Below are 23,064 nucleotides of genomic sequence, written 5' to 3' on the forward strand. Positions count from 1 at the left end.
CCCGCCATGCCCGAGAATCCCCGCCGGCGCCAGCACCAGGAAGCGGTCGTGCGCCAGCGCCTGGGCCAGCCCGAGGCCGGCTGGCGCCAGCGCTGGTACACCATCATCTTCGAGGCCGACACCCGCGAGGGGCGCAGCTTCGATGTCGCGCTGCTGATCGCCATCGTTGCCAGCGTGATGATCGTGATGCTCGACAGCCTGCCGGCGATGAGCCAGCGGCTGGGCGGGGCCTTCACGGCGCTGGAATGGATGTTCACGCTGCTGTTCACGGCGGAGTACGCCATGCGCATGCTGGTGGTGCGGCGACCGTGGCGCTATGCGCTGAGCTTCTACGGCATCATCGACTTCATCTCGATCATGCCGACCTGGCTGGCGTTCTTCGTGCCGGAACTGCATTTCCTGATCGACGTGCGCCTGCTGCGGCTGATGCGTGTGTTCCGGATCCTGAAGCTGACCGTGTACTTCGAGGAAGCCGAGATCCTGTACCGCGCGCTGGTCAACAGCCGGCGCAAGATCTTCGTGTTCCTGGCCGCGGTGTTCATCATCACCGTGATCCTCGGCACCGTGATGTACGTGGTCGAAGGCCCCGAACACGGCTTTCACAGCATCCCGGTCAGCATGTACTGGGCGGTGGTGACGCTGACCACCACGGGCTTCGGCGACATGGTGCCCAAGACGGCGCTGGGGCAGTTCATCACCTCGCTGACGATCCTGCTGGGCTACGGCATCATCGCCTTTCCCACCGGCATCGTGGGTGCCGAGCTGGCCGCCAGCATCATGAAGCGGCCCCTGACGACGCGCAGCTGCACCCATTGCCTGACCGAAGGGCACGAGCCCGACGCGCAGTATTGCAAGCACTGCGGCAGCCGGCTGCCGGACTATCAGAACGACCGGCCTGAAGTCCCGGGCGGCCGCGATGGCCCGACCGGCCCCTGAGCCTCGCCAGAACCCTCCTTCCCATTTCGCCCGACTATGCAAGCCACCCTCGACGCCTTCCGCGACGCCGTCCGGCAAGCCACCGAATACCGCACCCCACTGCGGCTGCGCGGCGGCGGCAGCAAGGACTTTTACGGCCAGCCGCCGCAAGGCCAGCTGCTGGACACGCGCGCCTACACCGGCATCGTCGACTACGACCCGGCCGAACTCGTGATCACCGCGCGCTGCGGCACGCCGCTGGCCGAGATCGAAGCCGCGCTGGCGGAAAAGCGCCAGATCCTGGCATTCGAGCCGCCCCATTTCGCGCTGCCCGGCCAGCCCGCCAGCGCGACGCTGGGCGGCGCCGTGGCCGCCGGGCTGTCCGGCCCGCGCCGGCAATCGGTAGGCGCGTTGCGCGACTTCGTGCTGGGCGCGCAACTGATGGATGGCCGCGGCGAGGTGATGGACTTCGGCGGCCAGGTGATGAAGAACGTGGCGGGCTATGACGTGTCGCGGCTGCTGGCGGGATCGCTCGGCACGCTGGGGCTGATCCTGCAAGTGTCGGTCAAGGTGCTGCCGGCACCGTTCGACGAGGCCACGCTGCGCTTCGAGATGGCGCAGGCCGAAGCCATCCGGCAACTGAACCAGTGGGGCGGCCAGCCGCTGCCGCTGGCGTCTTCGGCGTGGCATGCGGGAGTGCTGCATGTGCGCCTGTCCGGCGCCAGTGCCGCGGTGCGCGCGGCCTGCGCGAGGCTGGGCGGCGAACACCTGGACCCGGCAGCAGCTGCCACGCTGTGGCAAGCGCTGCGCGAGCAGACCCACCGGTTCTTCGCGCCGGCACAAGCCGGCCGCGCGCTGTGGCGCCTGGCGGTGCCGCCCGTGGCCGCGCCGCTGGCGCTGCCGGGCGAACAGCTGGTCGAATGGGGCGGCGGCCAGCGCTGGTGGCTGCCTGAAGAAGACTCTGCCCGGGCCGACGCCGACAGCGTGCGCGCGGTGGCCCAGGCCGCCGGCGGCCATGCCACGCTGTTTCGCAACGGCGACAAGTCGATGGGCGTATTCACGCCGCTGGCGTCGCCGCTGGCGGCGATCCACCGCCGCCTGAAAGAAACCTTCGACCCGGCCGGCATCTTCAACCCGCAGCGCATGTACCCCGGGCTCTGAGCCCGCAGGTCCAGAAAACCAGGCCCAACTTCCCCACACCATGCAAACGACCCTGGCCGATTTTCTCCGCGACACGCCCGAAGGCGAGGAAGCCAAATCCATCGTCGGCAAGTGCGTGCATTGCGGCTTCTGCACCGCCACGTGCCCCACTTACCAGTTGCTCGGCGATGAACTGGACGGCCCGCGCGGGCGCATCTACCTGATGAAGCAGGTGCTCGAAGGCCACGCCATCACCGAAAGCACGCGCTTGCACCTGGACCGCTGCCTGACCTGCCGCAATTGCGAGTCGACCTGCCCCTCCGGGGTGCGCTACGGACGCCTGGTCGACATCGGCCGCAAGCTGGTCGACGACCAGCTGGAAGCCGAGGGCGTGCGGCGCCCCGCCAGCCAGCGCATCACGCGCTGGGTGCTGCGCGAGGGGCTGACGCGGCCGGCGCTGTTCGGCACGGCGCTGCGCCTGGGCCAGATGGTGCGCCCGCTGCTGCCCGGCACGCTGCGCGCCAAGGTGCCGCCGCTGTCCGCCAGTGCCGCGCCCGGCGCCTGGCCACGCAACACGCATGCGCGCAAGATGCTGTTGCTCGACGGTTGCGTGCAGCCGGCGATGTCGCCCAACATCAATGCCGCCACCGCGCGCGTGTTCGACCGTGTCGGCGTACAACTGGTGGTGGCGCGCGAAGCCGGATGCTGTGGCGCAATCCGCTTCCACACCGGCGACCACGATGGCGGCCTCGACAATATGCGCCGCAATATCGACGCCTGGTGGCCGCATGTCGAAGCGGGCGCCGAGGCCATCGTGATGACCGCCTCGGGCTGCGGCGCGATGGTCAAGGATTACGGCCATTTGCTGCGCAACGACCCTGGCTATGCCGAGCGCGCACGGCGCATCTCGGCGCTGACGCGCGACCTGTCCGAGGTCCTGCCCGACTTTGCCGACGACCTGCACGCCGCCGCCGGCGCGGTGCCACGCGACGGCCGGCGCGTGGCCTACCACCCGCCGTGCACGCTGCAGCACGGCCAGCAGATCCGCGGCAAAGTCGAAGCGCTCTTGACCGGCCTCGGCGTGGAAGTCAAACTCTGCGCTGACAGCCACCTGTGCTGCGGCTCGGCGGGCACATATTCGGTGTTGCAGCCGGAACTGTCCCAGCGCCTGCGCGACGACAAGCTCGCCAAACTGCAGGCGACCCAGCCCGAAGCCATCGTCTCGGCCAATATCGGCTGCATCTCGCACCTGCAGGGCGGCACCGATACGCCGGTCATGCACTGGATCGAGCTGGTCGACCGGATGCTCGGCTGACCGGCTGGCCGGCACAAGGGGCCGGATCACGGCCGCGTGGTTGTCGCCCCTCTCCCGCTTGCGGGAGAGGGAAGCAATGCATAACCAGCGACCGCCCCAATGCTCCAGACCTTTGCCATCCTGTTGGTTTTCCAGTCCGTCGGCGAGGTGATCAGCTACGCGCTGACCCTGCCCGTGCCGGGCCCCGTGCTGGGCATGATCCTGCTGTTCGGCTGGCTCGTGTTCGACGACCGCCTGCTGCCCATCATCCAGGGCACCACCAGCGAACTGCTCAAGCACCTGTCGCTGCTGTTCGTGCCGGCCGGCGTCGGCATCATGGTCCACGCCAACCGCATCGAGGGCGAGTGGCTGCCGATCCTGGTCGCGCTGGTGGTGTCCACGTGGCTGGCCATCGCCACCGCCGCCGTGGTCACGCGCATGCTGATGCGCAAGCGCACCGATACGCCCGACGTGCCGCGCACCGACGCCAAAGGGGAGCAGGCATGATGACACCCCGCCTGAACGAGATCTGGGTCTACCTTGCCGCCAGCCCGCTGGTGGGGCTGACCGCGACGCTGCTCGCCTATGTCTTTGCCTTCCGCATCTATGAGAAATCGCGCTTCTCGCCGCTGGCCAACCCGGTGATGATCGCGGTGGCGCTGCTGGTCACGGTGCTGACGGTCACCGGCACGCCCTACAAGACCTACTTCGACGGCGCGCAGTTCGTGCACTTCCTGCTGGGGCCCGCGACGGTGGCGCTGGCGGTGCCGCTGTACCTGCAGTTGCCCAAGCTGCGCACCCATGTGTTCCCGCTGCTGGCAGGGCTGGTGGCCGGCTCGGTGGTGGCGGTGGTGTCGGCGGTAGGCATTGCCTGGCTGCTCGGTGCCTCGCCGGAAACGGTGCGCTCGCTCGCGCCCAAGTCGGTGACGATCCCGATCGCCATGGGCGTGGCCGAGAAGATCGGCGGGCTGCCGTCGCTGACGGCGGTGCTGGTGATGGCCACCGGCATCATCGGCGCGATCAGCGCCACCAGCGTGCTGAACCTGCTGCGCATCCGCGACTACAGCGTGCGCGGCTTCGCCACCGGCGTGGCGGCGCATGGCATCGGCACCGCGCGCGCGTTCCAGGTCAACCAGGAGGCCGGCGCCTTCGCCGCGCTGGGCATGGGCCTGAACGGCGTGCTGACCGCCATCCTGGTGCCGGTGATGGCGGCGTGGATGCCGCACTGACATCCTCCTGACAGCACGCTGTCAGCAGCCCCCGCGCATGATGCGGGCTCTTCCCTCCCCTACCTATGGAACCCAGGAGCCCATCATGAGCCATCGCCTGATCAACTGGCTGGAAATCCCCGTCGTCGACATGTCCCGCGCAGTCGGCTTCTACGAGCAGGTGTTCGCGCTCAAGCTGCGCCGCGAGACCATGAGCCAGGTCGACATGGCCGTGTTCCCGCACCCCGATCCCGGCGGCGCGCTGGTGGCCGGCGAAGGTTACCGCCCCAGCAACTACTACGGCACCGTGCCGTACCTGCACGCGCCGGAACTGGACGCGCTGCTGGAGCGCGCCGCGCGCGCCGGCGGCAAGACCGTGTTCGGGCCGCTGCGCCTGCCGGGCGAGATCGGCCGCATCGCGCATATCACCGACAGCGAAGGCAACCGCATCGGCTTGCACGAACCGGTGGCCGGATGACCGCCATGCCCCACGCTGATCGATGAGCCGCCGCGCCGACCGCCTGTTCCAGATCGTGCAGGTGCTGCGCGGCCGCCGCCTGACCACGGCGGCGCTGCTGGCGCAGCGGCTCGGGGTGTCGGAACGCACCGTCTACCGTGATATCCAGGCGCTGTCCCTGTCGGGCGTGCCGGTCGAGGGCGAAGCCGGCATCGGCTACCGGCTGCGCGCCGACTTCGATGTGCCGCCGCTGATGTTCACCGCCATGGAAGTCGAAGCGCTGGTCGCCGGCCTGCGGCTGCTGAAGGCCTGGGGTGGCGGCGCGCTGGCGGCCGCGGCCGATCCGGCGCTGGAAAAGCTGATGGCCGCACTGCCGCCGCCGCGCCGGCTGGCGGCGCAGCAAAGCCGCGTGTTTGCGCCCGAGTACGTCAACCAGGCGCAGGTGCGCGAGGCCTTCGATGTGGTGCACGGCGCGCTGGGTGCGCACAAGCTGTTGCTGCTCGACTACTGCGACGTGCAGCAGCGCGTCACCGAACGCGTGGTGATGCCGCTGGGGCTGTTCTTCTGGGGCAATGCCTGGCTGCTGGCCACGTGGTGCACCACGCGCGAGGACTACCGCAGCTTCCGGCTGGACCGCTGCCGCGCCATCCGCATGCTGGACGACCATTTCCACGAGACCCCGGACCGCTCGCTCAACGGTTTCCTGCGCGCGGTGCGCGCCAGCGGCACCTGAGGCTCAGGCGGCAGGGTCGGACAACAGCTTTTCAATATCGGCGCGCAGCTCTTCCGGCTTGGTGGTTGGCGCATAGCGCTTGAACACCGTGCCGTCGCGGCGCAGCAAGAACTTGGTGAAGTTCCACTTGATGCCCTGGGTACCGAGCACGCCACGCTTTTCGGTGGTCAGCCACTGGTACAGCGGATGGGCGGCGGGCCCGTTTACGTCGATCTTGGCGAACATCGGGAAGCGCACCGCGAAGCGTGTTTCGCAGAACTGCCCGATCTGCTGCGCGTCGCCCGGCTCCTGCTTGCCGAACTGGTTGCACGGGAAGCCCAGCACCTCCAGGCCGCGCCCGTGGTATTCGTCATAGAGCTTCTGCAGGCCTTCGTACTGCGGCGTAAAGCCGCATTCGCTGGCGGTATTGACGACCAGCATCACCTTGCCCTGGAATTGCGACAGCGGCACCGGCTGGCCGGCGAGCGAGTTGGCTTCGAACTGGTAGACATTGCTCATGGCAGACTCCTGTAGGTAACCAAGCATACCGCCATGCGCATCGCCGCGCAGCCCTCAGATGACGTTGAGATGCTCGGTGCCGGCACCGAGGTCCGAGTCCTTGGCGTGCGTGCTGTGCAGCTTGATCATCAGGCGCAGGTCGTTGAGCGAGTCGGCATTGCGCAGCGCGTCCTCGTAGGTGATCTTGCCTTCCTCGTACAAGTCGAACAGCGCCTGGTCGAACGAGATCATGCCCTGCTCGCGCGACTTCTTGATGACTTCCTTGAGCTCGTGGATCTCGCCCTTGAAGATCAGGTCGGCCACCAGCGGCGTGCCGATCATGATTTCCACCGCCGGCACCCGGCCCTTGCGGCCGGCGCGTGGCAACAGGCGCTGCGAGATCATCGCCTTGAGGTTCAGCGACAGGTCGATCAGCAGCTGCTGGCGCTTTTCCTCGGGGAAGAAGTTGACCACGCGGTCGATCGCCTGGTTGGCATTGTTGGCGTGCAGCGTGGCCAGGCACAGGTGGCCGGTCTCGGCGTACTGCATCGCGTACTCCATGGTCTCGCGGTCGCGGATCTCGCCGATCAGGATCACGTCGGGCGCCTGGCGCAGCGTGTTCTTCAGCGCCACGTGCCAGGACTCGGTATCGATGCCCACCTCGCGCTGCGTGACGATGCAGTTCTGGTGCGCATGCACGTATTCGATCGGATCCTCGATGGTGATGATATGGCCGTACGAATGCGCGTTGCGGTGGTCCAGCATCGCCGCCAGCGTGGTCGACTTGCCTGAGCCGGTGGCCCCGGTCACGATCACCAGCCCGCGCTTGGCCATCACCACGTCATGCAGCGTCTGCGGCAGGTCCAGGTCGGCTACCGACGGGATGCGCGTATTGATGGTGCGCACCACCATGCCGGCCTTGCCCTGCTGGATGAACGCCGACACGCGGAAACGCCCGGCCTTGGGCGCGGTGATCGCGAAATTGCATTCGCGGGTGGTGTCGAAGTCCTGCACCTGCCGTTCGTTCATCACCGAACGCACCAGGCCCAGCGCCTGAGTCGGGTTGAGCGGCTGCTGCGACACCGGCGTGAGCTTGCCATCGACCTTGATTGCCGGCGGAAAGTCCGAAGTGATGAACAGGTCCGAGCCGCGGTTGCTGACCATCAGCTCGAGCAGGTCGTTGATGTACTTGGCGGCGGATTCGCGGTCGAGCATGGCGGTGTCCTGCTGGAGGAAGGGCGAACACGGGCCTCAGCCCATGAACGCGTCCGGATTCTTGGCTATGGCGCGGGCGTCGTTGTAGCTGATGACGCTGCGCTTGATCAGGTCCGACAGGCACTGGTCCAGCGTCTGCATGCCCAGGCCGCTGCTGGTCTGCATCATCGAGTACATCTGCGCGATCTTGTTCTCGCGGATCAGGTGGCGGATCGCGGGGGTGGCGATCATGATCTCGTGCGCGGCGGTGCGGCCGTTGCCGTCGCGCGTCTTCAGCAGCGTCTGCGAGATCACCGCCTCCAGCGATTCCGACAGCATGGTGCGCACCATGTCCTTCTCTTCGGGCGGGAACACGTCGACCACGCGGTCGATGGTCTTGGCCGCGGAGCTGGTGTGCAGCGTGCCGAAGACCAGGTGGCCGGTTTCGGCCGCGGTCAGTGCCAGGCGGATGGTTTCGAGGTCGCGCAGTTCGCCCACAAGAATGACGTCGGGGTCTTCGCGCAGCGCCGAGCGCAGCGCGTTGGCAAACGAATGCGTATGCGGCCCCAGTTCGCGCTGGTTGATCAGGCTCTTCTTGGAGCTGTGCACGAATTCGATCGGGTCCTCCACCGTGAGGATGTGGCCCATGTCGTTTTCATTGCGATGATCGACCATCGCCGCCAGCGTGGTGGACTTGCCCGAGCCGGTCGGGCCCGTCACCAGAACCAGCCCGCGCGGCTTCATGCACAGGTCGGCAAACACCGCGGGCGCACGCAGCTCTTCCAGCGTGAGCACCTTGGAGGGAATGGTCCGGAACACCGCTGCGGCGCCGCGCTGGGTGTTGTAGGCATTGACGCGGAAGCGCGACAGGCCGGCGATCTCGAACGAGAAATCGATTTCCAGGCGTTCCTCGTAGGCCTTGCGCTGGGTGTCGCTCATGATGTCGTACACCATGGCGTGGACATCCTTGTGCGTCATCGAGGCGACGTTGATCCGGCGCATGTCGCCATGGATCCGCACCATCGGCGGCATGTCCGCGGACAGATGAAGATCGGACGCCTTGTTCTTGACGGCGAAAGCCAATAGCTGCGCGATGTCCATCTATAATGACCCCACCCTGATTGTTATCGGTACTTGATGTACCTGTTATATATGTTCGCCGGATTATGTCTGTGATTGCCGCCAACTTGCAAGCCGTGCGCCAGGGCATTGCGGCGGCGGCACAACAGGCCGGCAGGCAGCCCGCGGACATTGCCCTGCTGGCCGTTTCCAAGACCGTTTCCCCTGACCGCATAAGGGCCGCATACGCCGCCGGACAGTTCGCTTTCGGCGAGAACTACGCCCAGGAAGGCGTCGACAAGATCGCCGCGCTGGCCGACCTGCGCAGCCAGCTGCAATGGCATTTCATCGGCCCGCTGCAAAGCAACAAGACGCGGCTGGTGGCTGAACATTTCGACTGGGTCCACGCCATCGACCGGCTCAGGATCGCCGAGCGGCTGTCGGCACAGCGGCCGGCCGGCCTGGCGCCGCTGCAGGTCTGCATCCAGGTCAATATCAGCGGCGAAGCCAGCAAGAGCGGCGTCGCCCCGGCCGAGGTCCCCGCGCTGGCGCATGCCGTCGCCAACCTGCCCGCCCTGCGGCTGCGCGGGCTGATGGCGATCCCCGAACCCGCCGCCGATCCCGCCGCGCAGCGGCGTCCGTTCGCCGCCATGCGCGCCATGCTGCAGGCACTGTGCGCCGATGGCCTGGCGCTCGACACGCTCTCGATGGGCATGTCGGGCGACATGGATGCCGCCATCGCCGAGGGCGCAACGCTGGTGCGGATCGGCACCGCCATCTTCGGCGCGCGCGGCTGACCGGCCCCGCCCCACCGGAATCCTTCAGACCCCCAGAGACCTACATGCTCGACACCCTCACCTTCGGCTTTCTTGGCGGCGGCAACATGGCTTCCGCACTGATCGGCGGCCTGATCGCCCGCGGCGTGCCCGCCGGCGCGATCCGCGTGGTCGACCCGTTCCCGGAAGCGCAGCAACGCCTGGCGCGCGATCTCGGCGTGCATGCCGCCGGCGCGCCGGATGCCGCGTTCGGCGCCAGCGATGTGCTGGTGCTGGCGGTCAAGCCGCAGCAATTCCGCGAAGCTGCGGGGCAACTGCTGCCGCTGCTGCCGGCCAGCGGCAAGGGCAACCTGGTGATCAGCGTGGCCGCCGGCATCCGGCTGCAGGACATGCAACGCTGGCTCGGCGGTCGCAGCCGCGTGGTGCGCGCGATGCCGAATACGCCGGCGCTGTCGGGCATGGGCATGACGGGCCTGGCCGCACCCGCCGGGCTGTCAGCCGAAGACCGGGCGATCGCCAGCGCTGTGGCCGAGGCCGTCGGCAAATGCGTGTGGGTCGATGGCGATGACCAGATCGATGCCGTCACCGCGATTTCCGGCAGCGGTCCTGCCTACGTGTTCTATTTCATCGAGGCGATGCAGCGTGCCGCCACCGAACTGGGCCTGAGCGCCGAGCAAGGGCGCGAGCTTGCGGTGGAAACCTTCCGCGGCGCGGCCACGCTGGCGGGACAGTCGCCCGAACCGGTGGCGACGCTGCGCGAGCGCGTGACGTCGAAGGGTGGGACGACCTACGCGGCGCTGACGGCGATGGAGGCCTCCGGCATCGCCAATGCCTTCGTGCGCGCGATGCATGCCGCGGCGGCGCGCGGCAAGGAGATGGGGGCGGAGTTCGGGAAGGACTGAGCCACGCCAGACCGCGGCCGCGCTGACTTGGCTGCCGCCTGTCGCCGACGCTCCCCTCTCCCGCGAGCGGGAGAGGGAGCAAACCCCCAGCCCGCGTTAGGTCTCACCGCACCGCATACGCCAACGCCGTCCCCGCAAACACGCAAGCCCCCAGCCAGTTGTTATGCCGGAACGCGGCAAAGCACCGCATCCGGTCGCGATCCCGGATCAGCGTGTAGTGGTAGCCGGCGCAGCCGATCGCGGCAACCAGCCCCACCCAATACGGCCACCCCAGGCCGAGCAGCACGCCCGCCGACGCCATCAGCGCAAAGAACGCCGCATAGCAAAGCATGATCGCCGCCACGTCGAAGCGCCCGAAGGTGATCGCCGAGGTCTTCATGCCGATCAGCAGGTCGTCATCGCGATCGACCATCGCATAGGCGGTGTCGTAAGCCACCGCCCAGAACACATTGGCCAGCAGCATCAGCCACGCCACCAGGGGCACCTGGTCCTGGATCGCGGCAAACGCCATCGGGATGCCGAAGCCGAAGGCGATGCCAAGATACGCCTGCGGGATCGCAAAGAAGCGCTTGAAGAACGGGTACGTGCCCGCCACCACCGCCGCCACCACCGCCAGCCACTTGGTCAGCGCATTCAGCGGCAGCACCAGCGCGAAAGCGATCAGCGCCAGCACGGCGGCCACCGCCAGTGCTTCCCACGCGGCGATCTTGCCTGCGGTCAGCGGCCGCTCCCTGGTGCGCTTGACGTGCTTGTCGAAGTCGCGGTCGGCCCAGTCGTTGATGGCGCAGCCTGACGAGCGCATCAGGAAGGTGCCGGCCACGAAGATCCAGAACAATGCCCACGCCGGCGGCCCGTCCGCGGCCATCCACATGGCCCACAGCGTCGGCCACAGCAGCAGCAGCGTGCCGATGGGCTTGTCGATGCGCACCAGGCGCGCGTAAAGGGCAAGGCGTTCAAGCATGGGGGTGTGGGGCAACGGCGAGTGAGTCTGCACGGCGCGGATCCGGGAAGGACGATTCAATGAAAACGCGCCGCAGCCCGGACGGTTGCGACGCGCAGTGCCGGCTGCCGCAGGCGAGGCAGCCAGGAGAGCGAGCAGGCCTCAGGCCAGCATCGAGCGCAGCATCCACGCGGTCTTTTCATGCGTCTGCATGCGCTGGGTGAGCAGGTCGGCCGAGGGCTCGTCGCCGGCGGCGTCGATCACCGGGAAGATCGAACGCGCGGTGCGCACCACGGCTTCCTGGCCTTCGACCAGCTTGCGGATCATGTCGGTGGCCTCGGGCACGCCCTCTTCCTCGGCGATCGACGACAGGCGCGCGTATTCCTTGTAGGTGCCCGGTGCCGGGTAGCCCAGCGCGCGGATACGCTCGGCAATCGAGTCCACGGCCAGCGCCAGTTCGTTGTACTGGGTCTCGAACATCAGATGCAGCGTATTGAACATGGGACCCGTCACGTTCCAGTGGAAGTTGTGGGTCTTGAGGTAGAGGGTGTAGGTGTCCGCCAGCAGCTTGGACAGGCCTTCCGCGATCTTCTTGCGGTCCTTGTCGGAAATACCGATATTCACGCTCATCTCGTTCTTCTTTGCCATGGTAGATACGCTCCGTTCTGGTATAGCCACGAGGAGCGCCGCCGGGCTTGCCGATTCGGGGCCGGGCGGCGCGGTACTCCGCATTATTGCACTGGGCAACGGTCCCGGCCAAACGCCGCACCACTGACCGTTGCCGGGCCGGCGCTTATTGCAGGTTCAGTGCCCGCTTCACGCCCTCGCCGTAGGCCGGATCGGCCCGCGTGAAGTGCTCCAGCTGGACCCGCACGATCGGCTCGGGCACGCCCTGCATCGCCGCGGCGATATTGGCGAACAGACGCTGGCGCTGGCCTTCGTCGAACAGGCGGAACAGCGCGCCGGGCTGGCTGTAGTAGTCCGAGTCGACGCGGTGATCCCAGCGGTCGGCGGCGCCGTCCAGCGCCAGCGGCGGCTCCATCGCGCGCTCGCTGGCGGCATAGGCGCTTTCGCGGTTGGGCTCGTAATTGAGCTTGCCACCCTGGTTGCCGTCCACGCGCATCGCGCCGTCGCGGTGGAAGCTGTTGTGGAACGGGCATTTCGGCGCATTGACCGGGATCTGGCCGTGGTTGATGCCCAGGCGGTAGCGCTGCGTGTCGCCATACGAGAACAGCCGCCCCTGCAGCATTTTGTCGGGCGAGAAGCCGATGCCGGGAACGATATTGGCCGGGTTCATCGCCACCTGCTCGACCTCGGCAAAGTAGTTGTCCGGGTTGCGGTTGAGCTCGACCACGCCCACGTCGATCAGCGGGTAGTCCTTGTGCGGCCAGACCTTGGTCAGGTCGAACGGATTGATGTGGTACTTCGCCGCCTCGGCTTCCGGCATCACCTGCACGCGCAGGTTCCAGCGCGGGAAATTGCCGCGCTCGATATGGTCGAACAGGTCGCGCTGGGCGCTCTCGCGGTCGTTGGCGACCACTCGGGCCGCTTCCTCGTTGGTCCAGTTTTCCACGCCCTGCTGCGACTTGAAGTGGAACTTGACGTAGAAGCGCTCGTTATTGGCGTTGATGAACGAGTAGGTGTGTGAGCCGAAGCCATGCATTTGCCGATAGTTCTGCGGCAGGCCGCGATCGCTCATCAGGATGGTGACCTGGTGCAGCGATTCCGGGTGGCGCGACCAGAAGTCCCACACCGCGATCGGGTCGCGCAGGTTGGTGCGCGGGTTGCGCTTCTGCGTATGGATGAAGTCCGGGAACTTGAGCGGGTCGCGCACGAAGAACACCGGCGTGTTGTTGCCGACCAGGTCCCAGTTGCCTTCATCGGTATAGAACTTGATCGAGAAGCCGCGCACGTCGCGCTCGGCGTCGGCCGCGCCGCGCTCGCCGGCCACGGTGGAGAAGCGGATGAACAGCGGCGTTTCCTTGCCGACCTCGGCGAACACCGAGGCCTTGGTGTACTGCGTGATGTCGTGGGTGATGCGCAGCGTGCCGTAGGCGCCGGAGCCCTTGGCGTGCACGCGCCGCTCCGGAATGACTTCGCGGTCGAAGTGGGCCAGCTTTTCGAGGAACCAGACGTCCTGCAGCAACATCGGGCCGCGCGGGCCGGCGGTTTGCGAGTTCTGGTTATCGGCGACCGGTGCGCCGGCGGCAGTGGTAAGGGTGTCCTTCTTGCTCATCTTTTCCTCTTTGTGGGTGGGCTGCAAGGGGATGCCGCGTCAGAGCGCGGCGGCATAGCAGGCAAGGCAATCGAGCAGGCAGCGCCCCATGCGGAGGGGAATCGGGGGCTTGATCGGTGTCGTTGTCAGTGACTGGGCGCTGGGGCTCATCCTCGTTTCCTGTCTTGCGTCGACGCCATCCGCATCGACAGGAGCCAGTCTACAAACGATCTATCAAGTTGAGAATTTAATTATTTATACCTATGTATTAGGTCAAATCTATCCCGGATTGCTGCAACGTATGCCGGCATCCGGTCACTGTCCGAAGAGAGCCCGGCCAAATGCCCCGGGGCCGTGGCGGAAACGACAACGGCCGCAGCGGAATGTCCGCTGCGGCCGTTGTCATGCCAGTCCTGGGGGCCCGAATGCTCAGGCGGCTTCGGCCAGTTCCTTGGCGTCGAGCATGCGCACGCCGGGCAGGTCGCAGGCGGCCACGGCGTTGGCCAGCGCTTCCATCGCCGGCAGGCGGGTGAAGCTCTTGCGCCAGGCCAGCACCACGCGCCGGTCAGGCACCGGGTCGGCAAACGGCACGTACGACAGCATGTCGCCCTTGGCTTTCAGGTCGGGCACCGAGGTGCGCGGCAGCACGGTGATACCGACGCCGCTGGCCACCATATGTCGGATGGTCTCGAGCGACGAGCCCTCGAAGGTCTTCTGAATGCCATCGGCGGCCTGCGAAAAGCGCGACAGCTCGGGGCATACGCCCAGCACATGGTCGCGGAAGCAATGGCCGCTGCCGAGCAGCAGCATGGTCTGCTGCTTCAGTTCTGCAGGATCGACCGCATGGGCCTGCGCCAGCTGATGGCCGCGCGGCACGGCCACGACAAAGGGTTCGTCATAGAGCGGTCGCACCGTCAGGCCGGAATCCGGGAACGGCTCGGCCATCACCGCGCAATCGATCTCGCCCTGCTTGAGCAGCTCGATCAGCTTGTGGGTGTAGTTCTCCTGCAGCATCAGCGGCATCTGCGGCACGGTGTCGATCATCTGCTTGACCAGCGACGGCAGCAGGTACGGCCCGATCGTGTAGATCACGCCCACGCGCAGCGGCCCGGCCAGCGGGTCCTTGCCCTGCTTGGCGATCTCGCGGATGGCCATGGTCTGCTCCAGCACACGCTGGGCCTGCGCCACGATCTGCTCGCCGACCGACGTCACCGACACTTCAGAGGTGCCGCGTTCGAAGATCTGCACGTTGAGTTCGTCTTCCAGCTTCTTGATGGCGACCGACAGCGTCGGCTGCGACACGAAACAGGCTTCGGCGGCCCGGCCGAAATGGCGCTCGCGCGCCACGGCGACGATGTACTTGAGTTCGGTGAGCGTCATGACTTATCAAATCCGGATAGGCGATAGATTTTACCTTCGATTGCTGGATCTGTCAGAGTGCCGACGCCCAGCCAGCTGGTATGCGCCGGCACCGTCACAAAGCGGCGCTCAAGCCTTCAGGTAATGCTCGCGTCCGCCGAGCCAGCGCGACAGATGCGCTTCCACTGCTTCCGGATAGTGCGCCAGCATCAGCTCGGCAGCCGCCTGGGCGTACTCCACCAGCCAGGCATCGGTCTGCAGGTCGGCAAAGCGCAACATCGCCTCGCCGGACTGGCGCGCGCCCAGGAATTCACCCGGGCCGCGGATCTCCAGGTCGCGCCGCGCGATCTCGAAGCCGTCGGTGGTCTCGCGCATGGTCGCCAGGCGCTCGCGCGCGGTGGGCGACAGCGGCGCCTGGTACATCAGCAGACAGACCGATTCGGCGCTGCCGCGCCCGACCCGGCCGCGCAACTGGTGCAGCTGCGCCAGGCCGAAGCGCTCGGCGTGCTCGATCACCATCAGCGAGGCATTGGGCACGTCCACGCCGACTTCGATCACGGTGGTGGCCACCAGCACTTGCAGCCGGTTGGCGCTGAAGTCGTCCATCACCGCGGCCTTCTCCGCCGGCGGCAGGCGCCCGTGCACCAGGCCCACGCGCAGGTCGGGCAGCGCGGCCACCAGGGTTTCGTAGGTCTCGACCGCAGTCTGCAGCTGCAGCGCCTCGCTTTCCTCGATCAGCGGGCACACCCAGTAGACCTGCCGGCCTTCGGCGGCGGCATGGTGGATGCGGCCGATCACTTCGTCGCGCCGCTCGTCGTTGACCAGGCGTGTGACGATGGGCGTGCGCCCCGGCGGCAGTTCATCGATCACCGAGACGTCGAGATCGGCATAGTACGTCATGGCCAGCGTGCGCGGGATCGGCGTGGCCGACATCATCAGTTGGTGCGGCACGGTTTCGGCCGCGGCGATCGCCGCGGCGGGAGCCTCTGCCGCACCGGCCTTGCCGCGCAGCGCCAGCCGCTGCGCCACGCCGAAGCGGTGCTGCTCGTCGACCACCGACAGCCCCAGCTTGGCGAAGCGCACGGTGTCCTGGATCAGCGCATGGGTGCCGATCACCAGCTGCGCCTCGCCCGCTTCCACGCGCGCCACGGCCGCCCGCTTCTCGCGCGCTTTCTGGCTGCCCGCCAGCCATGCCACCGGCACGCCCAGCGGTTCCAGCCACGCAGACAGCTTGCGGAAATGCTGCTCGGCCAGGATCTCGGTCGGCGCCATCAGCGCTGCCTGGAAACCGGCATCGATGGCCTGGCACGCCGCCAGCGCGGCGACGATGGTCTTGCCGCTGCCCACGTCGCCCTGCAGCAGCCGGTGCATCGGGTGCGGCAGGGCCATGTCGGCGGCGATTTCCTCGACCACGCGCTGCTGGGCACCGGTCAGCCGGAACGGCAAGGCGGCCAGGAAGCGCGTCAGCAGCCCGCCCGCGCGGCGCGGCATGGTCGGCGCGGTCTTGTCGCGGCGCGCCGCGTGCGCGCGCCGCAGCGAAATCTGCTGCGCCAGCAGCTCGTCGAACTTGATGCGCTGCCAGGCGGGGTGCGAGCGATCGGCCAGCGCGGCCTCGCTTTCCTGCGGCGGCGGCGCGTGCAGCAGCCGCAGGCAGTCAGCCAGCGGGCGCAGCTGCAGGCGCGCCAGCGGCCCCTGCAGCACCGGCTGCGGCAAGGTCTCGGGCAAGGGGGTACGGGTCAGCGCGCCGCCGATGGCCTTGCGCAAATAGGCCTGCGGGATGCCGGCGGTGGACGGGTACACCGGCGTCAGGCGGTCGGGCAGCGCCTCGCCCGCCAGCACCGGGCGCACCGTCGGGTGGACCATCTCGGCGCCGAAGAAGCCCCCGCGCACCTCGCCGCGCACGCGCAGGCGCACGCCTTCGGTCATCTGCTTGGTCTGGCTGCCGTAGAAGTTCAGGAAGCGCAGGGTCAGTTCGCCGCTGTCGTCGGCAAGCTTGACCACCAGCTGTCGGCGCGGCCGGAACGTGACTTCGTTGGAGATGACTTCGCCTTCCACCTGCGCCGGCAGCCCGAGCCCGGCACGGTGGATGGCCTCGGCGATCGGCACCACCGTGGTCTCGTCCTCGTAGCGCATCGGCAGGTGCAGCACCAGATCGACCGGGCGGCGCAGGCCAAGCTTGGCCAGCCGCGCGGCGGCGGAAGACGTGCCAGAGCCAGCAGCCTTGCCCTTGGCCGCGCCGGCCTTGCCGCGCGCGGGCGCCGGCGCGTCGTTGGCGTCGGCAGGGTCCTGGATCGGTTGGGCGGCGGTTCCGGGCATCGGCGAAAAAATTGGCAGCAGTCGCTGCGGGCTTCTGGTTGGCTGGCGCGGCGCCGGCAAATGGACGGTATCACGCCAGGCGCGGCGGCAAGCGCGCCCGTGGCCTTACAATATCGGATTCGCCGATTGTACCCATGCCGGCTGCCAACCCGGGCAGCGGAGTGACGCGCCGTGCCCGGCGCCGCCTCCGCCACACCCTGCAGACCGCGCAGCCCGCCCTTCCCACGATGTTGACGCTTTCCGATTTCGACTTTCCGCTGCCGCCTGAACTGATTGCCCAGAGCGCGCTGCCCGACCGCAGCGCCAGCCGGCTGCTGGTAGTGGACCGGCTCGCCCCCGGCGACACCGCCGACGCGGTGCGCATGGTCGACCGCGCCTTCAGCGACATCGTCGACTACCTGCGTCCGGACGACCTGCTGGTGTTCAACGACACCCGCGTGATCAAGGCCCGCTTCTTCGGCCACAAGCCCAGCGGCGGCAAGATCGAGGTGCTGGTGGAGCGCGTGGTCGATACCTACACCGTGCTGGCCCAGGTGCGCGCGTCCAAGACGCCGGCTGAAGGCAGCGCCCTGCACCTGGCCGACGGCGCCTTCGCCGTGACCGTGGGCCCACGCGTGGACCAGTTCTTCACGTTGCGCTTTCCCGAGCCGGCGCTGGACCTGATCGAGCGCTACGGCCGCCTGCCGCTGCCGCCGTATATCACGCACGACCCGGACGCCTACGACGAAACCCGCTACCAGACCGTCTACGCGCGCAGCCCCGGCGCGGTCGCCGCGCCCACCGCGGGCCTGCATTTCGACGACGCGCTGTTCGCCCGCCTCGATGCCGCCGGCGTGCGCCGCGCCTTCCTGACGCTGCACGTTGGCGCCGGCACCTTCCAGCCGGTGCGCACCGAGAACCTGGCCGAACACAAGATGCATTCGGAGTGGTACGCGATTTCCGCAGACCTGGCGCAAGCCGTGCGCGACACCCGCGCGCGGGGCGGCCGCGTGATCGCGGTCGGCACCACCTCGCTGCGCGCGCTGGAATCGGCCGCGCAGCCCGACGGTACGCTCGCCGCCGGCAGCGGCGACACCGATATCTTCATCACGCCCGGCTACCGCTTCCGCCTGGTCGATGCCCTGATTACCAATTTCCACCTGCCCAAGTCGACGCTGCTGATGCTGGTGTCGGCGCTGGCCGGAGTGCAGGCCATCCGCGCCGCCTACCGCCATGCGGTGGCGCAGCGCTACCGCTTCTTCAGCTACGGCGACGCCATGCTGCTGACCCGGCAGCCGGACGCCGCCGCCGCGGCCTGATTTCAGACTATCCGACATGCTCAACTTCGAACTCATCACCACCGACGGCAACGCCCGCCGCGGCCGCGTCACGCTGAACCACGGCGTGGTCGAAACGCCGATCTTCATGCCGGTGGGCACCTATGGCTCGGTCAAGGCGATGTCGCCGCTGGAACTGAACGAGATCGGCGCGCAGATCATCCTTGGCAACACCTTCCACCTGTGGCTGCGCCCCGGGCTGGACGTGGTCAACGCCCATGAGGGCCTGCACAGGTTTATCGGCTGGGACAAGCCGATCCTGACCGACTCCGGCGGCTTCCAGGTGTTTTCGCTCGGAGATCTGCGCAAGATCACCGAAGATGGCGTCACCTTTGCTTCGCCGGTCAACGGCGACAAGCTGTTCCTGTCGCCCGAGATATCGATGCAGATCCAGCGCACGCTGAATTCCGACATCGTCATGCAGTTCGACGAATGCACGCCGTATGAGATCGACGGCCGCCCCGCCACGCACGAGGAAGCCGCTAAATCCATGCGCATGAGCCTGCGCTGGGCCAAGCGCTCGCGCGACGAGTTCGAGCGGCTGGCCAACCCCAATGCGCTATTCGGCATCGTCCAGGGCGGCATGTACGAAGACCTGCGCGACGAGTCGCTGGCGGGGCTGTCCGAACTGGACTTCCACGGCTTCGCCATCGGCGGGCTATCGGTGGGCGAGCCCAAGGCAGACATGATGCGCGTGCTCGAACACGTGGCGCCGCGCCTGCCCGCCAACAAGCCGCACTACCTGATGGGCGTCGGCACGCCCGAAGACCTGGTCGCCGGCGTCGCCGCCGGGGTGGACATGTTCGATTGCGTGATGCCGACCCGCAACGCGCGCAACGGCTGGCTCTTCACCCGCTACGGCGACGTCAAGATCAAGAACGCCGCGCACCGCAACGACCCGCGCCCGCTCGACGAGAGCTGTGCCTGCTACACCTGCCGCAATTTCTCGCGCGCCTACCTGCACCACCTGCACCGCGTCGGCGAGATCCTGGGCGCGCGCCTGAACACGATCCACAACCTGCATTACTACCTGCAGCTGATGCGCGAGGTGCGCGAGGCCATCGAGCAGCACCGCTTTGCCGACTTCCGCCGCCAGTTCGCCGCCGACCGCGCCCGCGGCACGCAGTGACCATCCCGGGCGGCGCGAACTTTCGCGCCGCCGGTGGTCGAATAGCCGGTCAAGGCGCGGCGCCCGCCGCGCAAGTTGTCCCCAACGCACCCGAACAAACCCGTATTCCGCCCTAGAATGCCAGGGGCGGGCGGAGTGCGAATGGTAGAATGTTCGATTAACTGACTGACTTTTGTGACGGAGAATCAACGTGCTGATTTCTAACGCATTTGCCCAGACCGCCGGTGCCGGCGGCGCGGCTGGCGGCCTGATGAGCTTCCTGCCCATCATCCTGATGTTTGGTGTGCTGTGGTTCATCATGATCCGCCCGCAGATGAAGCGCCAGAAGGAATCCAAGGCAATGCTCGAAGCGCTGGCCAAGAACGACGAAGTCGTCACCGCCGGCGGCATCCTGGGCCGCGTGACCAAGGTCACCGACCAGTACGTCAGCCTGGAAATCGCCGAAGGCACCGAGATCACGGTGCAGAAGAATGCCGTGACCACGGTGCTGCCCAAGGGCTCGCTGAAGGCGCTCTGATCGCCGGAGCGCGCGCGACTCCCGCCTTTGTCTTTTCCGGCATGCCCGTTCGCGCATGCCCCGGCAGCCGCCTGATCCAGCCCGACGAAGCCTCCCCGGCTTCCATCCGCGGCTGCCAGGCGGCTGTTTGCCAAACCGGTTCGGCCCCGCCGACGTGGCGCGCCACGCCTGCGCCGGCCCCGCCAACCGCTGAATGACTGGCCCGAGATGAATCGTTATCCGCTTTGGAAATACCTCGTGATCCTGGTGGCCCTGGCCATCGGCATCATCTACACCTTGCCGAACTTCTTCGGCGAGGCGCCTGCCGTGCAGGTGTCCTCGGGCAAGGCCACGGTCAAGGTCGACCTGTCGATGCAGAAGCAGGTTGAAGAGATCCTGGCGCAGAACCAGCTGCAGCCCGACGGCGTCTTCTTCGATATCTCCGGCCAGTCGGGCTCGGTCAAGGCGCGCTTCCGCACCACCGACGAGCAGCTCAAGGCCAAGGACCTGCTCTCGCGCACGCTGAACCCGGACCCGGCCGATCCCGCCTACGTGGTGGCGCTGAACCTGCTGTCGGGCTCGCCGCGCTGGCTGACCGCGATGCACGCGCTGCCGATGTACCTGGGCCTGGACCTGCGCGGCGGCGTGCACTTCCTGCTGCAGGTCGACATGAAGGGCGCCGTCGACAAGAAGCTCGACAGCCTGGCCGGCGACGCGCGCACGCTGCTGCGCGACAAGAACATCCGCCACGGCGGCATCGACCGCGACGGCGAGCGCCTGACGGTGCGCTTCAACAACGCCGACGACGCCAGCCGCGCCCGCGCGCTGCTCACTGACAACCTGCGCGAAGTGGCCTTCGCCATGGACGGCAACAACATCGTCGGCACCTTCACCGAAGCCGCGCGCCGGGCCGTGCAGGACGCCGCGGTCAAGCAGAACATCACCACGCTGCACAACCGCGTCAACGAGCTTGGCGTGGCCGAGCCGGTGATCCAGCAGCAAGGCGCCGACCGCATCGTGGTGCAGCTGCCGGGCGTGCAGGACACCGCCAAGGCCAAGGACATCATTGGCCGCACCGCCACGCTGGAAGCACGCCTGGTCGACAACGACGCGCCGCGCAGCCCGCGCCCGGGCGACCCGATCCCGTTCGGCAGCGAACTGTTCACGCAAGGCAACGGCGCCCCGGTGGTGCTGAAGAAGCAGGTCATCTTCACCGGCGACCGCATCGAAAGCGCCTCGGCCGGCTTCGACCAGAACCAGCATCCTTCGGTCAACATCAAGCTCGACGCCCAGGGCGGCCGCGTGCTGCGCGACGTCTCGCGCGAGAACCTGAAGAAGCCGATGGCGATCGTGCTGTTCGAGAAGGGCAAGGGCGAAGTGCTGACCGTGGCGACGATCCAGTCCGAACTGGGCTCGAGCTTCCAGATCACCGGCTCCTACTCCACCGAGGCCGCCAACGACCTGGCGCTGTTGCTGCGCGCCGGCTCGCTGGCCGCCCCGATGGAGATCATCGAGGAGCGCACCATCGGCCCGTCGCTGGGCGCCGAGAACATCGAGAAGGGCTTTGATTCGGTCGCCTACGGCTTTGCCGCCATCGGCGTGTTCATGATCCTGTACTACATGCTGTTCGGCGTGTTCTCGGTGGTGGCGCTGGGCGTGAACCTGCTGCTGCTGATCGCGGTGCTGTCGATGCTGCAGGCCACGCTGACGCTGCCGGGCATTGCCGCCATCGCGCTGGTGCTGGGCATGGCCATCGACGCCAACGTGCTGATCAACGAGCGCATCCGCGAGGAACTGCGCGCCGGCGCATCGCCGCAGATGGCGATCGCGGTCGGCTTCGAGCGCGCCTGGGCCACCATCCTGGACTCCAACGTGACCACGCTGATCGCCGGCCTGGCGCTGCTGGCGTTCGGCTCGGGCCCGGTGCGCGGTTTTGCCGTGGTGCACTGCCTGGGCATCCTGACCTCGATGTTCTCGGCGGTGTTCTTCAACCGTGGCCTGGTCAACCTCTGGTACGGCCGCAAGAAGAAGCTGCAGAACGTGGCCATTGGCCAGATCTGGAAGCCGGGCAATACCACCGACACGCCGGTCGCCAAGTAAGCGGCCCGCAGCACAACACGTAGTACAGAACAGGATTCAACATGGAATTCTTCCGCATCCGGCGCGACATTCCGTTCATGAAGCACGCGTTGATCTTCAACGTGATTTCCTTCCTGACGTTTGCCGCGGCCGTGTTCTTCCTCTGGCAAAAGGGCCTGCACCTGTCGATCGAATTCACCGGCGGCACGGTGATGGAGGTCAGCTACCAGCAGGCGGCCGACCTGGAAAAGATCCGCGGCCAGGTGGGCAAGCTGGGCTACAGCGACGTGCAGGTGCAGAACTTCGGCACCTCGCGCGACGTGATGATCCGCCTGCCGCTGCAGAAGGGCGCGGACGGCAAGCCCGTGACCTCGGCCCAGCAAAGCGAGCAGGTGATGGGCGCGCTGACCGCGGCGTCGCCTGAGGTCAAGCTGCAGCGCGTGGAGTTCGTCGGCCCGCAGGTGGGCAAGGAACTGGCGACCGACGGCCTGCTGGCGCTGCTGTGCGTGGTGGCGGGTATCGTGATCTACCTGTCGTTCCGCTTCGAATGGAAGTTCGCGGTGGCGGGCATCATCGCCAACCTGCACGACATCGTCATCATCCTGGGCTTTTTCGCCTTCTTCCAGTGGGAGTTCTCGCTGTCGGTGCTGGCGGCGGTGCTGGCCGTGCTCGGCTACTCGGTCAACGAGTCGGTGGTGATCTTCGACCGGATCCGCGAGGCCTTCCGCAAGTACCGCAAGATGAGCACCCACGAGGTCATCGATCACGCCATCACCAGCACGATGTCGCGGACCATCATCACCCACGGCTCGACCGAAATGATGGTGCTGTCGATGTTCTTCTTCGGCGGTCCGACGCTGCACTACTTTGCGCTGGCGCTGACGGTGGGCATCCTGTTCGGCATCTACTCGTCGGTGTTCGTCGCCGCGGCGCTGGCAATGTGGCTGGGCGTGAAGCGCGAAGACCTGGTCAAGGGCGAGAAGAAGGCCGACTCGACCGACCGCGACGACCCCAACTACGGCGCGCAGGCCTGAGCCCTGCCCTGCCGGAAAACAGAAC

22 protein-coding genes are annotated in these 23,064 nt (G+C 67.3%); 14 read left to right on the forward strand and 8 right to left on the reverse strand.

Annotation, left to right across the window (positions count from 1 at the left end):
* Positions 1-6: 6 nt before the first annotated feature.
* From E5S69_RS17190 to E5S69_RS17220, 7 genes are all read left to right on the forward strand, one after another.
* Positions 7-936, forward strand: a complete 930-nt coding sequence (locus E5S69_RS17190; RefSeq protein ID WP_171515856.1) for an ion transporter — start codon at positions 7-9, stop codon at positions 934-936.
* A gap of 36 nt (positions 937-972) precedes the next feature.
* Positions 973-2,076, forward strand: a complete 1,104-nt coding sequence (gene glcE / locus E5S69_RS17195) for a glycolate oxidase subunit GlcE (protein WP_171515857.1) — start codon at positions 973-975, stop codon at positions 2,074-2,076.
* Between the two features lie 40 nt (positions 2,077-2,116).
* Positions 2,117-3,370, forward strand: coding sequence for a glycolate oxidase subunit GlcF (glcF, locus tag E5S69_RS17200; RefSeq protein WP_171515858.1), 1,254 nt, complete (start codon positions 2,117-2,119; stop codon positions 3,368-3,370).
* A 99-nt stretch (positions 3,371-3,469) separates the two neighbouring features.
* A complete protein-coding gene (locus tag E5S69_RS17205) occupies positions 3,470-3,856 on the forward strand; it encodes a CidA/LrgA family protein (protein ID WP_171515859.1) in 387 nt (128 codons plus the stop codon).
* Positions 3,853-4,578, forward strand: coding sequence for an LrgB family protein (locus tag E5S69_RS17210; protein ID WP_171515860.1), 726 nt, complete (start codon positions 3,853-3,855; stop codon positions 4,576-4,578). Before E5S69_RS17205 ends, E5S69_RS17210 begins: the two co-directional genes overlap by 4 nt.
* A gap of 85 nt (positions 4,579-4,663) precedes the next feature.
* Positions 4,664-5,035 (forward strand): VOC family protein, encoded by a 372-nt coding sequence (locus E5S69_RS17215; protein ID WP_216621362.1) that lies wholly within the window; start codon positions 4,664-4,666, stop codon positions 5,033-5,035.
* 22 nt (positions 5,036-5,057) lie between these two features.
* Entirely contained in the window at positions 5,058-5,747 is a 690-nt protein-coding gene (locus tag E5S69_RS17220) for a helix-turn-helix transcriptional regulator (protein ID WP_171515862.1), read from the forward strand.
* A gap of 3 nt (positions 5,748-5,750) precedes the next feature.
* On the opposite strand, the gene E5S69_RS17225 is transcribed toward E5S69_RS17220, so the two are convergent.
* The 3 genes from E5S69_RS17225 to E5S69_RS17235 are packed head-to-tail and all read right to left on the reverse strand — an operon-like array spanning position 5,751 to position 8,519.
* Positions 5,751-6,245 carry a glutathione peroxidase gene (locus E5S69_RS17225; protein ID WP_171515863.1) on the reverse strand — a complete coding sequence of 165 codons (495 nt, stop codon included), beginning with the start codon at positions 6,243-6,245 and terminating at the stop codon, positions 5,751-5,753.
* Positions 6,246-6,299: 54 nt separating this feature from the next.
* Positions 6,300-7,439 carry a PilT/PilU family type 4a pilus ATPase gene (locus E5S69_RS17230; protein WP_171515864.1) on the reverse strand — a complete coding sequence of 380 codons (1,140 nt, stop codon included), beginning with the start codon at positions 7,437-7,439 and terminating at the stop codon, positions 6,300-6,302.
* Between the two features lie 36 nt (positions 7,440-7,475).
* Entirely contained in the window at positions 7,476-8,519 is a 1,044-nt protein-coding gene (locus E5S69_RS17235) for a type IV pilus twitching motility protein PilT (protein ID WP_025583874.1), read from the reverse strand.
* Between the two features lie 65 nt (positions 8,520-8,584).
* Between E5S69_RS17235 and E5S69_RS17240 the strand changes: the two genes are divergently transcribed.
* Complete coding sequence (locus E5S69_RS17240) at positions 8,585-9,274, forward strand: YggS family pyridoxal phosphate-dependent enzyme (protein WP_171515865.1); 690 nt, start codon at positions 8,585-8,587, stop codon at positions 9,272-9,274.
* Between the two features lie 44 nt (positions 9,275-9,318).
* Positions 9,319-10,155, forward strand: coding sequence for a pyrroline-5-carboxylate reductase (proC, locus tag E5S69_RS17245; RefSeq protein ID WP_171515866.1), 837 nt, complete (start codon positions 9,319-9,321; stop codon positions 10,153-10,155).
* A gap of 103 nt (positions 10,156-10,258) precedes the next feature.
* Here the strand turns inward: proC and ubiA are convergent, their stop codons facing one another.
* From ubiA to recG, 5 genes are all read right to left on the reverse strand, one after another.
* Positions 10,259-11,116: a 4-hydroxybenzoate octaprenyltransferase gene (gene ubiA / locus E5S69_RS17250; protein WP_171515867.1), complete on the reverse strand. Its 858-nt coding sequence runs from the start codon at positions 11,114-11,116 to the stop codon at positions 10,259-10,261.
* A gap of 141 nt (positions 11,117-11,257) precedes the next feature.
* Positions 11,258-11,743, reverse strand: coding sequence for a Dps family protein (locus E5S69_RS17255; RefSeq protein WP_092306463.1), 486 nt, complete (start codon positions 11,741-11,743; stop codon positions 11,258-11,260).
* A 145-nt stretch (positions 11,744-11,888) separates the two neighbouring features.
* Positions 11,889-13,331, reverse strand: a complete 1,443-nt coding sequence (locus E5S69_RS17260) for a catalase (RefSeq protein WP_171515868.1) — start codon at positions 13,329-13,331, stop codon at positions 11,889-11,891.
* A gap of 408 nt (positions 13,332-13,739) precedes the next feature.
* Positions 13,740-14,690, reverse strand: coding sequence for a LysR substrate-binding domain-containing protein (locus tag E5S69_RS17265; protein ID WP_171515869.1), 951 nt, complete (start codon positions 14,688-14,690; stop codon positions 13,740-13,742).
* 108 nt (positions 14,691-14,798) lie between these two features.
* A complete protein-coding gene (gene recG / locus E5S69_RS17270) occupies positions 14,799-16,985 on the reverse strand; it encodes an ATP-dependent DNA helicase RecG (protein WP_171515870.1) in 2,187 nt (728 codons plus the stop codon).
* Positions 16,986-17,212: 227 nt separating this feature from the next.
* On the opposite strand from recG, the gene queA reads away from it, so the two are divergent.
* From queA to secF, 5 genes are all read left to right on the forward strand, one after another.
* Positions 17,213-18,283 (forward strand): tRNA preQ1(34) S-adenosylmethionine ribosyltransferase-isomerase QueA, encoded by a 1,071-nt coding sequence (gene queA, locus E5S69_RS17275; RefSeq protein WP_171515871.1) that lies wholly within the window; start codon positions 17,213-17,215, stop codon positions 18,281-18,283.
* Between the two features lie 16 nt (positions 18,284-18,299).
* Complete coding sequence (tgt, locus tag E5S69_RS17280) at positions 18,300-19,430, forward strand: tRNA guanosine(34) transglycosylase Tgt (RefSeq protein WP_171515872.1); 1,131 nt, start codon at positions 18,300-18,302, stop codon at positions 19,428-19,430.
* Between the two features lie 190 nt (positions 19,431-19,620).
* Positions 19,621-19,947, forward strand: a complete 327-nt coding sequence (gene yajC, locus E5S69_RS17285; RefSeq protein ID WP_171515873.1) for a preprotein translocase subunit YajC — start codon at positions 19,621-19,623, stop codon at positions 19,945-19,947.
* A 207-nt stretch (positions 19,948-20,154) separates the two neighbouring features.
* Positions 20,155-22,026, forward strand: coding sequence for a protein translocase subunit SecD (gene secD / locus E5S69_RS17290; RefSeq protein ID WP_171515874.1), 1,872 nt, complete (start codon positions 20,155-20,157; stop codon positions 22,024-22,026).
* 41 nt (positions 22,027-22,067) lie between these two features.
* Positions 22,068-23,039: a protein translocase subunit SecF gene (gene secF, locus E5S69_RS17295; protein ID WP_171515875.1), complete on the forward strand. Its 972-nt coding sequence runs from the start codon at positions 22,068-22,070 to the stop codon at positions 23,037-23,039.
* The last annotated feature ends 25 nt before the right edge of the window (positions 23,040-23,064 follow it).

The organism is Cupriavidus necator, assembly GCF_013141915.1.
Taxonomy (GTDB): Bacteria; Pseudomonadota; Gammaproteobacteria; order Burkholderiales; family Burkholderiaceae; genus Cupriavidus; species Cupriavidus necator_B.

Bases quoted from the DNA above. Each gene is read 5' to 3' on its own strand.
- E5S69_RS17190 (WP_171515856.1), top strand. From the start codon at position 7: ATGCCCGAGAATCCCCGCCGGCGCCAGCACCAGGAAGCGGTCGTGCGC.
- glcE (WP_171515857.1), top strand. From the start codon at position 973: ATGCAAGCCACCCTCGACGCCTTCCGCGACGCCGTCCGGCAAGCCACC.
- glcF (WP_171515858.1), top strand. From the start codon at position 2,117: ATGCAAACGACCCTGGCCGATTTTCTCCGCGACACGCCCGAAGGCGAG.
- E5S69_RS17205 (WP_171515859.1), top strand. From the start codon at position 3,470: ATGCTCCAGACCTTTGCCATCCTGTTGGTTTTCCAGTCCGTCGGCGAG.
- E5S69_RS17210 (WP_171515860.1), top strand. From the start codon at position 3,853: ATGATGACACCCCGCCTGAACGAGATCTGGGTCTACCTTGCCGCCAGC.
- E5S69_RS17215 (WP_216621362.1), top strand. From the start codon at position 4,664: ATGAGCCATCGCCTGATCAACTGGCTGGAAATCCCCGTCGTCGACATG.
- E5S69_RS17220 (WP_171515862.1), top strand. From the start codon at position 5,058: ATGAGCCGCCGCGCCGACCGCCTGTTCCAGATCGTGCAGGTGCTGCGC.
- E5S69_RS17225 (WP_171515863.1), bottom strand. From the start codon at position 6,245: ATGAGCAATGTCTACCAGTTCGAAGCCAACTCGCTCGCCGGCCAGCCG.
- E5S69_RS17230 (WP_171515864.1), bottom strand. From the start codon at position 7,439: ATGCTCGACCGCGAATCCGCCGCCAAGTACATCAACGACCTGCTCGAG.
- E5S69_RS17235 (WP_025583874.1), bottom strand. From the start codon at position 8,519: ATGGACATCGCGCAGCTATTGGCTTTCGCCGTCAAGAACAAGGCGTCC.
- E5S69_RS17240 (WP_171515865.1), top strand. From the start codon at position 8,585: ATGTCTGTGATTGCCGCCAACTTGCAAGCCGTGCGCCAGGGCATTGCG.
- proC (WP_171515866.1), top strand. From the start codon at position 9,319: ATGCTCGACACCCTCACCTTCGGCTTTCTTGGCGGCGGCAACATGGCT.
- ubiA (WP_171515867.1), bottom strand. From the start codon at position 11,116: ATGCTTGAACGCCTTGCCCTTTACGCGCGCCTGGTGCGCATCGACAAG.
- E5S69_RS17255 (WP_092306463.1), bottom strand. From the start codon at position 11,743: ATGGCAAAGAAGAACGAGATGAGCGTGAATATCGGTATTTCCGACAAG.
- E5S69_RS17260 (WP_171515868.1), bottom strand. From the start codon at position 13,331: ATGAGCAAGAAGGACACCCTTACCACTGCCGCCGGCGCACCGGTCGCC.
- E5S69_RS17265 (WP_171515869.1), bottom strand. From the start codon at position 14,690: ATGACGCTCACCGAACTCAAGTACATCGTCGCCGTGGCGCGCGAGCGC.
- recG (WP_171515870.1), bottom strand. From the start codon at position 16,985: ATGCCCGGAACCGCCGCCCAACCGATCCAGGACCCTGCCGACGCCAAC.
- queA (WP_171515871.1), top strand. From the start codon at position 17,213: ATGTTGACGCTTTCCGATTTCGACTTTCCGCTGCCGCCTGAACTGATT.
- tgt (WP_171515872.1), top strand. From the start codon at position 18,300: ATGCTCAACTTCGAACTCATCACCACCGACGGCAACGCCCGCCGCGGC.
- secD (WP_171515874.1), top strand. From the start codon at position 20,155: ATGAATCGTTATCCGCTTTGGAAATACCTCGTGATCCTGGTGGCCCTG.
- secF (WP_171515875.1), top strand. From the start codon at position 22,068: ATGGAATTCTTCCGCATCCGGCGCGACATTCCGTTCATGAAGCACGCG.